The following is a 15,128-nucleotide window of genomic DNA, read 5'->3' as shown; positions in this document are numbered from 1 at the left end:
GGCGCCTTTGCTGGAGCGGGCGACGGGAATCGAACCCGCGTCGCTAGTTTGGAAGACTAGGGCTCTACCATTGAGCTACGCCCGCGTGTATTAGTCGAGCGCGACTGTACGTGGCGAAGGACATCAAATCTAATCGGAGCCGTTTTGAGACCTCCTCGTGAGGTCTGACGAGGTCATTTCGGGCCCGGCCGCGCCGGGCCGTAGGATCGCGAGGTCAGCGCGGGGTGTAGCGCAGCTTGGTAGCGCATCCGCTTTGGGAGCGGAAGGCCGCAGGTTCAAATCCTGTCACCCCGACCAGCCGACCATTATCGACACCAAGGAGCACACCCGTGAAGAGCACCGTCGAGCAGTTGAGCCCCACCCGGGTTCGCATCAATGTGGAGGTGCCTTTCGCCGAGCTCGAGCCCGATTTCCAGCGGGCCTACAAGGAGCTCGCCAAACAGGTACGGTTGCCCGGCTTTCGGCCGGGGAAGGCGCCGGCCAAACTGCTCGAGGCGCGGATCGGCCGAGAGGCGATGCTCGATCAGATCGTCAACGATGCGTTGCCGAGCCGGTACGGACAGGCGGTGGCCGAGTCGGAGGTCCAACCGCTGGGTCGGCCCGACATCGAGGTGACCAAAAAGGAGTACGGCCAGGATCTGACCTTCACCGCCGAGGTCGACATCCGCCCCAAGATCACCCTTCCGGACCTGGGCGCACTTGCGGTCTCGGTGGATCGGATCGAGGTCAGCGACGAGGACGTCGATGCCGAGCTGCAGTCGCTACGCGCGCGGTTCGGCACCCTGACCGACGTGGACCGGCCAGTGGCCGTTGGCGACTTCGTCTCGATCGACCTGTCCGCCACCGTCGACGGGGAGGACGTACCGAACGCCGCCGCCGAGGGCCTGTCCCACGAGGTCGGCTCCGGCCGACTCATCGCCGGTCTCGACGACGCGGTTGTCGGGTTGTCCACCGATGAGTCCCGGGTCTTCACCGCCAAGCTGGCGGCCGGCGAACACGCCGGACAGGAAGCGCAAGTGACCGTCACGGTTAGGTCGATCAAGGAGCGCGAATTACCAGAGCCCGACGACGAATTCGCGCAGCTAGCCAGCGAGTTCGACACAATCGAGGAGTTGCGGGCCAACCTCACCGACCAGGTGCGCCAGGCTAAGCGCACCCAGCAGGCCGAGCAGATTCGAAACGCCACCATCGACGCGTTACTTGACCAGGTCGATGTGCCGTTGCCGGAGTCGTATGTGCAGGCCCAGTTCGACAGCGTCCTGCACAGCGCGCTGCGCGGTCTCGATCACGACGAAGCGAGGTTCAATGAGTTGCTCGTCGAGCAAGGCTCGTCGCGCTCGGCGTTCGATGCTGAGGCCCGCAGCGCCTCGGAGAAAGACGTCAAGAGGCAGTTGTTGCTGGATGCCCTGGCCGATGACCTCAAGGTCCAGGTCGGCCAGGATGATCTGACTGAACGACTGGTCGCGACGTCTCGGCAATATGGCATCGAGCCGCAGCAGCTGTTCGGCTATCTCCAAGAGAACAACCAGTTGCCGAGCATGTTCGCCGACGTGCGGCGCGAGCTGGCGATCCGGGCGGCAGCCGAGGCGGCAACGGTCACCGACACCGACGGAAACACGATCGACACCAGTGAATTCTTCGGTAAGCGGGCTCCGGAGGCCGAGCCGGCAGGCGAGGCTACCGAGGCCGACAAGTTGGACCCCGAGGCCGACGAGGATGCGTTGCAGGAGTCGTCCGACTCCGCGACAACATGACGCTGTGAGCGAACGTGCCCATTTCGGGGGGTGCGTGACCGCCAAACAGCCAGCCTGGTTGGTTAGTGTCGGTGCATATGAGAACGGAAAGAAAGCAGGTAATCCAGTCGTGACTGACATGCGTTCGAACTCGCAGGGTCTTAGCCTCACGGACTCGGTCTATGAGCGTTTGCTCTCCGAGCGCATCATCTTCCTCGGCTCGGAGGTGAACGACGAGATCGCCAACCGGCTGTGCGCACAGATTCTGCTGCTCGCCGCCGAGGACGCCACCAAGGACATCTCCCTGTACATCAACTCCCCGGGTGGATCGATCAGCGCCGGCATGGCGATTTACGACACCATGGTGCTGGCGCCGTGTGACATCGCCACCTACGCCATGGGCATGGCCGCCTCGATGGGCGAGTTCCTGTTGGCGGCGGGCACCAAGGGCAAGCGCTACGCGCTGCCGCACGCTCGTATCCTGATGCACCAGCCGCTGGGCGGGGTGACTGGTAGCGCGGCCGATATCGCGATCCAGGCCGAGCAGTTCGCCGTCATCAAGAAGGAGATGTTCCGGCTCAACGCCGAATTCACCGGCCAACCGATCGAACGCATCGAGGCGGATTCGGATCGCGACCGCTGGTTCACCGCCGCCGAAGCCCTCGAATACGGTTTCGTCGACCACATCATCACCCGCGCCCACGTCAACGGAGAAGCGCAATGAATCCTGCAATCCAGCCCCAGGCGCGGTACATCCTGCCGTCCTTCATCGAGCACTCCAGCTTCGGCGTCAAGGAGTCCAACCCCTACAACAAGTTGTTCGAGGAACGCATCATCTTCCTCGGCGTCCAGGTCGACGATGCCTCGGCGAACGACATCATGGCGCAGCTGTTGGTGCTGGAATCGCTGGATCCCGACCGCGATATCACGATGTACATCAACTCGCCGGGTGGCGGGTTCACCTCGCTGATGGCGATCTACGACACCATGCAGTACGTGCGGGCCGACATCCAGACCGTGTGCCTGGGCCAGGCCGCCTCGGCTGCCGCGGTGCTGCTGGCCGCCGGAACACCGGGGAAGCGGATGGCGCTGCCCAACGCGCGGGTGCTGATTCACCAGCCGTCGTTGTCGGGCGTGATCCAGGGGCAGTTCTCCGATCTGGAAATCCAGGCCGCCGAGATCGAGCGGATGCGCACCCTGATGGAAACGACGCTGGCCCGCCACACCGGCAAGGACGCCACGGTAATCCGCAAGGACACCGACCGGGACAAGATCCTGACCGCGGAAGAGGCCAAGGACTACGGCATCATCGACACCGTTCTCGAGTACCGGAAGCTTTCCGCGCAGACCGCTTGAGCTGCGGGAGCTTAGCGACCGCTGTCCGGTGCTGGGCCGGAGGGAAACTGCCGCAAACCAAGGACGAAGGCGCCTGCCAGCAACACTGCGGCGCCGCTCAGTGCGAGCTGGATGCCGCGCATGAAGTCCGCGTCGGCGGCCCGCACTATCTCATCCGCCTGCGCTGCTGTGATGCGGTGTCGCGGCCCGATGAATGCTGCGTGGGCATGCGGGTTGGCGCTGTCCACGATGACGTCGACGACGATCGTGCGAACCAGGGGATCCGGTATTTGGTCGGCCATTCTTTCCGGCAGCGTGGCACCTAGCCAGGCGGCGACAATGGTTCCGAGGAAGGCGACGCCAAAAATTCCGCCCATCGACCGCTGCAGATTGAGCATGCCGGCGGCCATGCCGGCACGGTGATCGCCAACCTCGGTCATACCGATATGCAGCAGCGGCGTTGCGCAACCGCCGGCTCCCGCGCCGAACAGCGTGAGTCCGGTCAGGGCGACCGGTGGCACCTGGCTCATCGCGGTCGCGAATAGCGCCAACCCGATGACCATCGCCGCCAGACACGTCAGCACCAGGCGCCGGGGACCCCACTTGTTGACCGCCGCACCCGCCAGGAAACTCGCCACCCCGAAGCCCGCGGGGACCGGCAACATCATCAGACCCGCGTGCAGCGGAGAGAAGTCGCGCACGTTCTGGAAGTGCTGGGTGATCACCATCAAAGTTCCGAAAAAGCAGGACATCACCACGAAGTAGACGATCAGCACCGATCGGTACACCGGCTCGGAAAACAACTGGAGATCGATCAACGGGAAAGCCGCGCGGCGTTCGTGTCGGACGAACAGCCACATGAGCAGCATGGCTACTAGCAGCAAAGCCGTCACGAAGGGCGCGGACTGTAGCTCAAACCGGGGAGCCTCGATGATCGTGTATGCGATCACGGCGATCCCGGGTACGAACGTCAGCTGCCCCAACCAGTCGAGCTGAGTCGGGTCAGGATCGGCTGACTCGTCGACACCGATCAACGTCAGCAGCCACACGATTGCTCCGAGCGGAATGTTCACCAGGAACACGCTGCGCCAACCGAGGATTTCGACCATGACCCCGCCCAGCGCGGGGGCCGACGCCGCACCGACCATGCCAATGGCCATCCAGTTCGCTATCGCCCGCGCCTTCAATCGTGGGTCGGGAAAGGCGTGGCTTAGCAGGGCAAGCGACAGCACTGAGATGAAAGCCGCTCCCAAACCCTGGATCACCCGTGCCGTCGTGAAAAATGCCAGGCTGGCCGGTAGCACGCAGAGGGTAGAGCTGACGACGAACAGTGTGACCCCGAACAGATAGCCGCGCTTGCGGCCATAGCGATCGCCCAGCAAGGCGCAGCTCATCAGCACGGCCGCCATGCCCAGGCTGTATCCGGCGACCGCCCACTGAAGACCTTGCTCGCCGGTATGAAACACCTTTTGGATGCTGGGCAGCGCGACGTTGACGATGTTGACATCCACGAACACCATGAAGATGCCGAGCCCTGTCGCCACCACGGTCAGCCGCTGACGCGGTGTCATCGCGGGGCGGGAATCTGTGTTGTCGAGCGTGGGCAATCGGTCAGGATCCGATTGGAAGCCGTTGTCACCCATGGCCGGCCTTGGTCGTCGAGGTGAACACACAGAGCGGCTTGCGGCGCCAGGCGTGGCTGAATCGTACGCCCCCGCGCATCCCCGTCACGAAGCTCAACCCTAGGGAACTCGACGAGACCGCATGGGCATTTTGCACAAGAAGCGTGCTCACTGGCGGGTTTCCAGCGCGCGTGCGATCTCGGCAATGTCGTTCGGCCGTACCCGGCAGCATCCGCCGACTATTCGCGCGCCGGCCGATACCCATTGGGCGGCCAGTTGCGTGGAAAACCGCGCCGGCCCCACCCAGGCGCGGCGCCGGCGGTCCCACCGCTCTCCGCTGTTCGGGTAGACGATCAGCGGCTTGCCCATGTCGGCCAACGCCATTGCCGGCAACACGTCATCTGGCGCGCAGCAATTGACGCCCACGGCGACGATTTCGGGTACCCCGGCGGCCACCGCGAACGCTTCGGTGAGCGGTTGTCCGGCACGGGTTCGCATCCCGTCGATGGTATAGCTGAGCCAGGCCGGCGTACCCAACCGCCGCACCAGGTTGACCAGCGCTTCGGCCTCGTCGATATCGGGGATGGTTTCCAGAGCAAGCACGTCGGCGCCGGCATCGGCCAGCACCTCGAGCCGCGGCAGATGCCACCGCATCAAGGCCGCTACGGACATGCCGTAGCGGCCACGATATTCGGATCCGTCGGCGAGCGCGGCGCCATACGGCCCGACGGAGGCCGCGACCAAGAGACCACGAGCGCCGACCTCGGTGCGTGCGGTCCTGGCGAGTTCGACGCTGCGGCGCAGCAACCCGGCGGCATCCGCCCGGCCAATCCCGTGGGCCGCAAAGCCCTGGAACGACGCCTGGTAGCTGGCGGTCGTGGCAATCTTGGCCCCAGCACGGAAGTACGCGGTATGCACCGCGGTGATCTCGTGCGGAGCGTCCACCAGCAGCTTTGCCGACCACAACGGGTCGGACAGGTCATGCCCGCGTGCCTCGAGCTCGGTGGCCAGACCGCCATCGCTGGTCAGCACGGAATCGCTGACCAACCCCATAAGGTCACTGTAGGGTGTTCACCTGGGGGTCTGGCTGCTGCCGGGTCCGCCAGCTCGCTGGCCTCAGTGGTGTAACGACCGCGACACGCCAGAGACACGGATTGCGCGTCTAGGCGAGTGAGGCGCAGTCGGGCTATATGTTTCATTCAGACGAGAGGCGTGAATACCCCGAAAAATATCTAGGACGCTATTCGCCGCTAACGGTCGCGGCGGGCCGGAGCAAGCGGGTAGCGTCGGGGGATACACGCGGCATAGCAAGACGAACGGCGACCCAGGAAGTAGGCCATCAGCATCATGGCGCGCATAGGAGACGGTGGTGACCTGCTGAAGTGCTCGTTCTGCGGGAAGAGCCAAAAGCAGGTCAAGAAACTCATTGCCGGCCCTGGTGTGTACATCTGCGACGAGTGCATCGACCTGTGCAACGAGATCATCGAAGAGGAGCTCGCCGACGCCGACGATGTGAAACTCGACGAGCTACCCAAGCCCGCCGAAATCCGGGAGTTCCTTGAGGGTTACGTGATCGGGCAGGACACCGCCAAGCGGACGTTGGCCGTCGCGGTCTACAACCACTACAAGCGGATCCAGGCCGGCGAAAAGGGCCGTGACTCCAGATGTGAGCCCGTTGAGCTGACCAAGTCCAACATCTTGATGCTCGGACCTACCGGTTGTGGCAAGACCTACCTGGCCCAGACGTTGGCCAAGATGCTCAACGTGCCGTTTGCCATCGCCGACGCCACTGCGCTGACTGAGGCCGGCTACGTCGGCGAGGACGTCGAGAACATCCTGCTGAAACTCATTCAGGCCGCCGATTATGACGTCAAGCGCGCCGAGACCGGCATCATCTACATCGACGAGGTAGACAAGATCGCCCGCAAGAGCGAGAACCCGTCGATAACCCGTGACGTCTCCGGTGAGGGCGTTCAGCAGGCCCTGCTGAAAATTCTGGAGGGCACCCAGGCATCGGTTCCCCCGCAGGGCGGCCGCAAGCACCCACACCAGGAGTTCATCCAGATCGACACCACCAACGTGCTGTTCATCGTCGCGGGTGCGTTCGCCGGTTTGGAGAAGATCATTTACGAGCGCGTCGGCAAACGTGGCCTGGGCTTCGGCGCCGAGGTCCGCTCCAAGGCGGAGATCGACACCACCGACCACTTCGCCGATGTGATGCCGGAGGACCTGATCAAATTCGGCTTGATCCCCGAGTTCATTGGGCGCCTCCCGGTGGTTGCCTCGGTCACCAACCTGGACAAGGAGTCGTTGGTCAAGATCTTGTCCGAGCCGAAGAATGCTCTGGTCAAGCAGTACACCCGGCTGTTCGAGATGGACGGCGTCGAGCTGGAATTCACCGACGATGCGCTGGAAGCGATCGCCGATCAGGCGATCCACCGTGGCACCGGTGCCCGTGGTCTGCGAGCGATCATGGAAGAGGTCCTGCTGCCCGTGATGTACGACATCCCAAGCCGCGACGACGTCGCCAAAGTCGTGGTCACCAAGGAGACCGTGCAGGACAACGTGTTGCCGACGATCGTGCCGCGCAAGCCGTCACGTTCGGAGCGCCGCGACAAGAGCGCGTAATTCCGCGTCCACTAGATGTCGGGCACCGTTGTCGCAGTGCCGCGGCGGGTAGCGCGCGCTCTTGACCTACTGAACTTCTCATTGGCCGATGTTCGCGATGGCCTGGGCCCTTATCTGTCGATATACCTTCTGCTGATCCACGATTGGGATCAAGCCTCGATCGGGCTCGTCATGGCGGTCGGCGGCATCGCGGCGATCGTGGCGCAGACGCCGGTGGGCGCCCTGGTGGACCGGACGACGGCCAAGCGAGCGTTGGTAGTCGCCGGCGCGGTGTTGGTCACCGCTGCTACGTTGGCGATGCCGCTGTTTCCCGGCCTGTATTCAATCTCGTTGCTGCAGGCAGTTACTGGAATCGCCAGCTCGGTTTTCGCTCCGGCGTTGGCCGCGATCACCTTGGGTGCCGTTGGTCCCCAGTTTTTCGCCAGACGGATTGGGCGCAACGAAGCTTTCAACCACGCCGGCAACGCGTCGGCCGCTGCGGCGACAGGCGGGCTGGCCTACTTCTTCGGGCCCGTGGTGGTGTTCTGGGTGCTCGCCGGCATGGCAATGCTGAGCGTGGTGGCAACGCTGCGGATTCCGCCCGACGTGATCGACCACGACGTGGCGCGCGGCATGGACCATGCGCCCGGAGAGCCGCATCCGCAGCCGTCGCGGTTCACCGCGCTCCTGCACAACCGCAAATTGATGATCTTCGCGGCGGCGGTTGTCGCGTTTCACTTCGCTAATGCGGCCATGCTGCCGCTGGTTGGCGAGCTGTTGGCGTTGCACAACAAAGACGAGGGAACGGCACTGATGTCGTCCTGCATCGTCGCCGCGCAGGTCGTGATGGTGCCGGTGGCATACGTGGTCGGCAGCAAGGCCGACGCCTGGGGGCGAAAGCCTATCTTTCTGGTGGGATTCGCTGTCTTGACCGCTCGCGGGTTCCTCTACACGCTGTCGGATAACTCGTACTGGTTGGTGGGCGTGCAACTGCTCGATGGTATTGGAGCCGGCATTTTCGGGGCGCTGTTCCCCCTTGTTGTCCAGGACGTCACGCACGGAACCGGCCATTTCAATATCAGCCTCGGGGCGGTAACCACGGCGACCGGCATTGGTGCCGCGCTGTCCAATCTCGTTGCCGGCTGGATCGTGGTCGTCGCGGGCTACAACGTGGCATTCATGTCGCTGGGCGCGCTCGCCGGCGCCGGCTTCGTCCTGTACTTGCTCGCGATGCCGGAAACGGCGGATTCTCGTGTGCGGTCTCGGCCGGACCCCGGGGAAAAGTGACCAATACCACAGTTTTGGGTTGTCGTCCTCGCCACCCCTCGCTGACTTCGGCTTTTGGTTGTTTGCCGGCTGCATATGTTCGTTCGCAGACGGTTATACACCCCATGGGAAGTGTCATAATCGGTACCGCCAGTGACACAAATCGTGAGGCGTGGGGGGTGTCACTCCGACGACGCGTAACCTGAAGCTGCAGCGCGGAGTGCCTGTCCGATGGCAGATGGAAGGCGGAGACGTGGATCCGAACGGCAGCGAAGCCGGGTCAGAGTCTCATGACGTGGCGTCACATGCCGCGCCCGACCGGCAACGCCTGGAAAATGTGGTTATCCGGTTCGCCGGGGACTCCGGCGACGGTATGCAGCTGACCGGCGACCGTTTCACATCGGAGGCAGCGCTTTTCGGGAATGACCTGGCGACCCAGCCGAACTACCCGGCCGAGATCCGGGCCCCCGCCGGCACTTTGCCCGGGGTTTCGTCGTTCCAGATACAAATAGCCGATTACGACATCCTGACCGCCGGTGACCGGCCCGACGTCCTGGTCGCCATGAACCCGGCAGCGTTGAAGGCCAATATCGGAGACCTGCCGCTCGGCGGAATGGTGATCGTGAATTCGGACGAATTCACCAAGCGCAACCTGACGAAAGTGGGTTACGTGACGAACCCGCTGGAGTCCGGCGAGCTGTCGGAATACGTCGTGCACACCGTCGCAATGACCACGTTGACCCTTGGTGCCGTCGAGGCGATCGGCGCGTCCAAGAAGGACGGCCAGCGCGCTAAAAACATGTTCGCGCTTGGCCTGTTGTCGTGGATGTACGGGCGGCCGATCGAAACCAGTGAGAACTTCATCAGGGAGAAGTTCGCCCGCAAGCCCGAAATCGCGGAGGCCAACGTGCTGGCCCTCAAGGCGGGCTGGAACTACGGCGAAACCACTGAGGCGTTTGGCACCACCTACGAGATATCGCCGGCGACTTTGCCGCCCGGCGAGTACCGGCAGATTTCGGGCAACACCGCGCTGGCCTACGGAATCGTCACCGCCGGTCAGCTCGCCGACCTTCCGGTCGTGCTCGGCAGTTATCCGATTACCCCGGCGTCGGACATTCTGCATGAACTGTCCAAGCACAAAAATTTCAATGTCATGACCTTCCAGGCTGAAGACGAGATCGGTGGTATCTGTGCTGCGCTGGGCGCCGCCTACGGTGGCGCGTTGGGAGTCACCAGCACTTCGGGACCGGGCATTTCGCTGAAGTCCGAAGCGCTCGGACTGGGTGTGATGACCGAACTGCCGCTGCTGGTCATCGACGTGCAGCGGGGCGGTCCGTCGACCGGTCTACCCACCAAGACCGAGCAAGCCGATCTGCTGCAGGCACTCTATGGCCGCAATGGCGAGTCACCGGTGGCGGTGCTGGCGCCGCGGTCTCCCGCCGACTGCTTTGAAACCGCCCTCGAGGCGGTGCGCATCGCGGTGTCGTACCACACCCCGGTGATCCTGTTGTCCGACGGCGCCATCGCCAACGGCTCGGAGCCGTGGCGAATCCCGGATGTCACTGCGCTGCAGCCCATCAAGCACACCTTCGCCAAACCCGACGAGCCGTTCCAACCTTATGCCCGTGACCGGGAAACCCTCGCCCGCCAGTTCGCCATTCCGGGCACCCCCGGCCTGGAACACCGTATCGGCGGGCTGGAGGCTTCCAACGGCGCGGGCGACATTTCCTACGAGCCGACCAATCATGACCTCATGGTCCGGTTGCGCCAGGCCAAGATCGACGGTATCCGTGTTCCCGATCTGGAAGTCGACGATCCGACCGGGGATGCCGAGCTGTTGTTGATCGGGTGGGGCAGTTCCTACGGCCCGATCGGTGAAGCGTGCCGGCGTGCGCGTCGCCGGGGCACCAAGGTGGCGCATGCCCATCTGCGGTATCTCAACCCATTCCCGGCCAACTTGGGCGAGGTGCTGCGTCGATACCCCAAGGTGGTGGCGCCGGAGATGAACCTGGGTCAGCTTGCGCAGGTGCTGCGCGGAAAGTACCTGGTCGATGTGCAATCGGTCACCAAAGTTAAGGGTGTCTCGTTCCTGGCCGACGAGATTGGGCGCTTTATCCGGGCTGCCTTGGCCGGGAGACTGGGCGAACTCGAGCAAGACAAGACGATAATCGCCCGATTGTCGGCGGCCACCGTCGGAGCGCGAGCCAACGGGTGATTCGCGCCGCGACGATGCAGAGCGAAGCGATGAGGAGGAGCGGCGCCCATGACTAGCCCGGGCGACGATGCAGAGCGAAGCGATGAGGAGGAGCGGCGCCCATGACTAGCCCGGGCGACGATGCAGAGCGAAGCGATGAGGAGGAGCGGCGCTCATGACTGGCGCGGACCTCGGTTTGACTCCGAGGCTAACCAAGCACGACGGCGTGCCCACAACGGATCAGCCACAGAAGGGCAAGGACTTCACCAGTGACCAGGAGGTCCGCTGGTGCCCGGGCTGCGGCGACTATGTCATCCTCAACACGATCCGCAACTTCCTGCCCGAACTTGGGCTGCGCCGGGAAAACATCGTGTTCATCAGCGGTATTGGCTGCTCCAGCCGGTTCCCCTACTACCTGGAGACCTACGGGTTTCACTCGATCCACGGCCGTGCGCCGGCGATAGCGACCGGTCTGGCGCTGGCTCGGGACGATCTGTCGGTATGGGTGGTCACCGGTGACGGCGACGCGTTGTCAATCGGTGGCAATCACCTGATCCACGCGCTGCGTCGCAACATCAATGTGACGATTCTGCTGTTCAACAACCGGATCTATGGGCTGACCAAGGGGCAGTATTCGCCGACATCGGAGGTCGGCAAGGTCACCAAGTCGACACCGATGGGCTCGTTGGATCACCCGTTCAATCCGGTGTCGCTGGCGCTGGGGGCGGAGGCGACGTTCGTCGGCCGCGCACTGGACTCAGACCGCAACGGGCTGACTGAGGTGCTGCGCGCCGCGGCCCAGCATCGCGGTGCTGCTCTGGTCGAAATTCTGCAGGACTGCCCAATCTTCAACGACGGCTCGTTCGACGTGTTGCGCAAGGAGGGCGCCGAAGAACGGGTGATCAACGTCCGCCACGGCGAGCCGATCGTCTTCGGCGCCAACGGCGAATACTGCGTAGTGAAGTCCGGTTTCGGCCTCGATGTGGCCAAGACCGCCGACGTGGCTGTCGACGAGATCGTTGTGCACGACGCGCACACCGACGACCCGGCCTACGCGTACGCACTGTCCCGGCTGTCCCATCAAAATCTCGATCACACCGTGCTGGGAATCTTCCGCCACATCAGCCGGCCCACCTACGACGACGCGGCCCGCTCGCAGGTCGTCGCGGCCCAGAACTCCGCTCCGTCCGACACCGCTGCGCTGCAATCGCTGTTGCATGGCCGCGACACCTGGACCGTCGACTGACGTGGCTGAACTCGTGCCCGATGCAGTGTCCCTGGCGGGGATCGTGCTAGCGGGAGGTGAATCCCGGCGAATGGGCCGCGACAAGGCCACCTTGCCGCACCCCGGGGGAACCACCACGCTGGTCGAGCATCTGGTCGGCATGCTTGACCAGCGCTGCGCTCCTGTCTTCGTGATGGCCGCTCCGGGCCAACCGTTGCCCACGCTGCAGGTGCCCATTCTGCGCGATGAGCTGCGGGGGCTGGGGCCGCTGCCGGCGACCGGGCGTGGGCTGCGTGCGGCCGCGGACGCGGGTGTCCGGCTCGCGTTTGTCTGCGCGGTCGACATGCCGTATCTGACAGTCGAATTGATTGACGATCTCGCGCGCCGCGCGGTTGAGACCAATGCCGAAGTGGTGTTGCCCTGGGATGGCCGCAGCCACTACCTGGCCGCGGTGTACCGGACCGATCTTGCCGACCGAGTTGATGCGCTGGTCGGTGCCGGCGAGCGAAAGATGAGCGCCCTGGTCGACGCTTCGGACGCACAGCGGATTGTCATGTCGGATTCCCGGCCGCTGACCAACATCAATTCAGCTGCGGGCCTGCGCACACCGGTGCAACCCGGCAGCTGAAATCATTCCGCATTAATTTCCGAGGGACCGCTCAAGATATTCTTTCTCTGCCTTTTAATGAAATCGTTATTGTACGGCGGCGGTCGGTTTGTGTTCTCGAAAGAAAATTGATAGACCGTATTCTGTTGGGACAGAAGGTATTTGGGCTACACGTCGAGTGATGAAACTTCAGGATCCGTCAGCAAAGACAGCCGGCTAGCCGACAAGAGTTTGTCATCCCGGCCGATGTCTGACCCGTGTGTCCCTCGGTGGGCGCTCGCTACAAGCCTCATTTTGAGGTGGCATCGGCTGTCCTGAATCGCATTGTGGCACTAAGTATTCAGCCGAGAGGGCGGGAGCTGCCCAGTTAGCTCAAGGTGTAGTCGACGTCGAGGTACATACTGCTTCCTATGACGTAGGTCACCACCGCGCGCGGACCGGCTGCCGGGCCAGAGTCGCGGTATCGGTGGCAAACCCGTGTTCCAGCTCACAATATTTGCGTGATTCAGCTCACGATAATGCCGTGGTCGCGACAGTTGGGGGCAAGTCAAAAACGCACAGCTGACCTGCAAGAACCATTCCTCCACCGCGTCGTAATCTGCTCGTTATTGAACTGATATATCCGATTGACGGAGATGACGAATCCAAATCGTTATCGTACGGTCCACTAGTCCGAATACGGGCGCCAGGAAATTTAAAAATTGAATCCACGGACCCGCGTGCGAGCGGAGCTGGGGACGGCTGGTTTGGCCGCCCCGCAGGCGGTGGCTAGCAGCCGCGCCGGCAGATCAAGCCCTCCGCTGTCGTGCCGAACCGAGACGGCACGTCCTAAAGCAGCACCTTCGACAGCACCAGGCACCCAACCCATTCGTGGGTTGGCTTTGGCGCGCGCGCACCGCGAAAGGAACAACTTTGAAGAACGTCCGTAAGACGCTCATCGTCGCCGCGATCACCGGGACGCTCGTGGCCATGCCGTCCGGCGGCATCGCCAGTGCGGATGACGCGGGCTTGGACCCGAACGCCGTTCCCGGCCCTGGCGCAGTGGGCTTCGACCCGAACCTGCCGCCGGCCCCCGACGCCCCACCCGTTGATGCGCCGCCGGCTCCGGAGAATGCGGGGTTTGACCCTGGCCTGCCTCCGCCGCCTAACGCCCCGGACGCCATGATTGCGCCGGTTGACCTGCCGCCGGCGCCGGCCGAACCGGTGGGTGACCCGACCCTGCCCCCGCCGCCTGAAGCCCCTGGCTTCCTGGCCCCGCCTCCCGAGGATGCGCCTCCCGCTCCCAAGGCCTACAGCGTGAACTGGGATGCCATCGCGCAGTGCGAGTCCGGTGGAAACTGGTCGATCAACACCGGTAACGGTTACTCCGGCGGCCTGCAGTTCACCGCCAGCACCTGGCGTGCCAACGGTGGCTCGGGGACCGCGGCTGGCGCGAGCCGTGAGGAGCAGATCCGGGTGGCCGAGAATGTGCTGCATTCGCAGGGCATCGGCGCCTGGCCGGTCTGCGGCCGACGCGGCTGACCGACATCCGCCGACGAGAAGTGCCGGACCTCTGGGTCCGGCACTTCGTCATTTGAGGGCTACGTGCCGCCGGTGGGTAATACGAACGCCGCCCGTGCCGCCACCGATGCCAGATGCCGGGTGAACAAGGCCTCGGGCATCAGCCGCGTCGCGCGGGTGGCGGCTGCACCGAGGAACGCCGGGCGCAGATTGATGACTCGGCCGATCAACGCCGACTCGCGCACCAGCGACGGCGGTCGTAGAGGTCGTTGTGCAACACGTCGGCCGGGGTCGTCGCGGCCAATACGCTGGGGATGGGTTCGGGCCAGCCTGGCCCGCAGGTAGGGCAGCTCTCCTCCAGGTGACAGCCGGCCCTCGTGCGCACGTTCGGTGGCGTACCAATATGTGCGGTCGGGCCCGACCGGAACGTGGCCGGTTTCCACACCGGGTCCAAGCGTGCCGCCGGCCAGCTCAGGGTCCATGGCATGGGCAGCTATCCCACGCCACGCCGTGTAGCCGGCATAGCGGTGGGTTAGCGGGCCGTTGAGGTGGCGGGCCACCATCGAGCCAATGCCGTCGGCGCCGATCACCGCATCCGCATGACGGACCGTCGCGTCCGACAACCTGATCTGCATGCCGTCGGGGGTGGCAACGAGCCCGTCGGCCGCGAGTCCGTATTCGGCGGTGCCCTCGCGAACGGCGCCGGTAAGGAGGTCGCGTAGCGTGCAGCGCTGCACGACGACCAACGGCTCGCCGAGCGCAGCGACCAACCTCTCGGTCTCGAGGTGGCGCAGCCAGGAGCCGTCGCACCAGCGCAGCGCGCCCGCGGTGATCCGGCCACCGGATGCACGGACTGCGTCACCCAAGCCGAGGTTGTCCAGGGCCGCCAGCGCGTTGGGCCAGATGCTGATCGCGGCGCCGGTCGAGGTGTCGGCGCGCTGTTCGATGATGCTGACGTCGTATTCCCGCCGCTGCAGCGCAACAGCGGTTGCTAAGCCGGCGATGCCGGCGCCGATGACGACCACCCGTTGCGCCATGG

At 64.2% G+C, this 15,128-nt stretch carries 10 protein-coding genes, 2 tRNA genes and 2 pseudogenes; 10 read left to right on the top strand and 4 right to left on the bottom strand.

The genetic code is table 11. The features are described from left to right. Positions 1–11 precede the first annotated feature (11 nt). Positions 12–85, bottom strand: a tRNA-Gly gene (locus AADZ55_RS15845). Between the two features lie 135 nt (positions 86–220). Between AADZ55_RS15845 and AADZ55_RS15840 the strand changes: the two genes are divergently transcribed. The 4 genes from AADZ55_RS15840 (at position 221) to clpP2 (ending at position 3,089) form a co-directional block, all read left to right on the top strand. Continuing rightward, positions 221–297 (top strand) — tRNA-Pro (locus tag AADZ55_RS15840). A gap of 32 nt (positions 298–329) precedes the next feature. Beyond that, positions 330–1,754: a trigger factor gene (tig, locus tag AADZ55_RS15835; protein ID WP_085324464.1), complete on the top strand. Its 1,425-nt coding sequence runs from the start codon at positions 330–332 to the stop codon at positions 1,752–1,754. A gap of 118 nt (positions 1,755–1,872) precedes the next feature. Beyond that, the gene (clpP1, locus tag AADZ55_RS15830) at positions 1,873–2,457 is read left to right on the top strand and encodes an ATP-dependent CLP protease proteolytic subunit ClpP1 (RefSeq protein ID WP_085324465.1); all 585 of its coding nucleotides are present in this window, start codon (positions 1,873–1,875) and stop codon (positions 2,455–2,457) included. After that, the gene (gene clpP2, locus AADZ55_RS15825; RefSeq protein WP_085324466.1) at positions 2,454–3,089 is read left to right on the top strand and encodes an ATP-dependent CLP protease proteolytic subunit ClpP2; all 636 of its coding nucleotides are present in this window, start codon (positions 2,454–2,456) and stop codon (positions 3,087–3,089) included. Before clpP1 ends, clpP2 begins: the two co-directional genes overlap by 4 nt. Positions 3,090–3,100: 11 nt before the next feature. Here the strand turns inward: clpP2 and AADZ55_RS15820 are convergent, their stop codons facing one another. Further along, positions 3,101–4,639, bottom strand: a complete 1,539-nt coding sequence (locus tag AADZ55_RS15820; RefSeq protein ID WP_085324546.1) for an MFS transporter — start codon at positions 4,637–4,639, stop codon at positions 3,101–3,103. A gap of 219 nt (positions 4,640–4,858) precedes the next feature. Continuing rightward, a complete protein-coding gene (gene mmuM / locus AADZ55_RS15815) occupies positions 4,859–5,743 on the bottom strand; it encodes a homocysteine S-methyltransferase (protein ID WP_085324467.1) in 885 nt (294 codons plus the stop codon). 294 nt (positions 5,744–6,037) lie between these two features. On the opposite strand from mmuM, the gene clpX reads away from it, so the two are divergent. The 6 genes and pseudogenes from clpX (at position 6,038) to AADZ55_RS15785 (ending at position 14,110) form a co-directional block, all read left to right on the top strand. Then, complete coding sequence (gene clpX, locus AADZ55_RS15810) at positions 6,038–7,318, top strand: ATP-dependent Clp protease ATP-binding subunit ClpX (protein ID WP_085324468.1); 1,281 nt, start codon at positions 6,038–6,040, stop codon at positions 7,316–7,318. A gap of 15 nt (positions 7,319–7,333) precedes the next feature. Beyond that, positions 7,334–8,584 (top strand): MFS transporter, encoded by a 1,251-nt coding sequence (locus AADZ55_RS15805; RefSeq protein ID WP_085324469.1) that lies wholly within the window; start codon positions 7,334–7,336, stop codon positions 8,582–8,584. A 232-nt stretch (positions 8,585–8,816) separates the two neighbouring features. Beyond that, a complete protein-coding gene (locus tag AADZ55_RS15800; protein ID WP_085324547.1) occupies positions 8,817–10,778 on the top strand; it encodes a 2-oxoacid:acceptor oxidoreductase subunit alpha in 1,962 nt (653 codons plus the stop codon). Between the two features lie 101 nt (positions 10,779–10,879). Next, positions 10,880–12,003: pseudogene (locus AADZ55_RS15795) on the top strand (2-oxoacid:ferredoxin oxidoreductase subunit beta). A gap of 1 nt (position 12,004) precedes the next feature. After that, positions 12,005–12,610, top strand: coding sequence for a molybdenum cofactor guanylyltransferase (gene mobA / locus AADZ55_RS15790; protein WP_085324471.1), 606 nt, complete (start codon positions 12,005–12,007; stop codon positions 12,608–12,610). 891 nt (positions 12,611–13,501) lie between these two features. Next, positions 13,502–14,110: a transglycosylase family protein gene (locus tag AADZ55_RS15785; RefSeq protein WP_085324548.1), complete on the top strand. Its 609-nt coding sequence runs from the start codon at positions 13,502–13,504 to the stop codon at positions 14,108–14,110. A 59-nt stretch (positions 14,111–14,169) separates the two neighbouring features. Here the strand turns inward: AADZ55_RS15785 and AADZ55_RS15780 are convergent. Beyond that, positions 14,170–15,126 (bottom strand): annotated as a pseudogene (locus AADZ55_RS15780) (FAD-dependent oxidoreductase). Between the last annotated feature and the right edge of the window lie 2 nt (positions 15,127–15,128).

Source organism: Mycobacterium decipiens (assembly GCF_963853665.1).
Lineage (GTDB): Bacteria > Actinomycetota > Actinomycetes > Mycobacteriales > Mycobacteriaceae > Mycobacterium > Mycobacterium decipiens.
Note: the sequence above shows the minus strand (reverse complement) of the source record. Positions and strands in the feature narration are given on the sequence as shown.

Excerpts from the sequence above, each read along its gene's own strand:
- clpP1 (WP_085324465.1), top strand. The coding sequence starts at position 1,873 with ATGCGTTCGAACTCGCAGGGTCTTAGCCTCACGGACTCGGTCTATGAG.
- clpP2 (WP_085324466.1), top strand. The coding sequence starts at position 2,454 with ATGAATCCTGCAATCCAGCCCCAGGCGCGGTACATCCTGCCGTCCTTC.
- AADZ55_RS15820 (WP_085324546.1), bottom strand. The coding sequence starts at position 4,639 with ATGACACCGCGTCAGCGGCTGACCGTGGTGGCGACAGGGCTCGGCATC.
- mmuM (WP_085324467.1), bottom strand. The coding sequence starts at position 5,743 with ATGGGGTTGGTCAGCGATTCCGTGCTGACCAGCGATGGCGGTCTGGCC.
- clpX (WP_085324468.1), top strand. The coding sequence starts at position 6,038 with ATGGCGCGCATAGGAGACGGTGGTGACCTGCTGAAGTGCTCGTTCTGC.
- AADZ55_RS15805 (WP_085324469.1), top strand. The coding sequence starts at position 7,334 with ATGTCGGGCACCGTTGTCGCAGTGCCGCGGCGGGTAGCGCGCGCTCTT.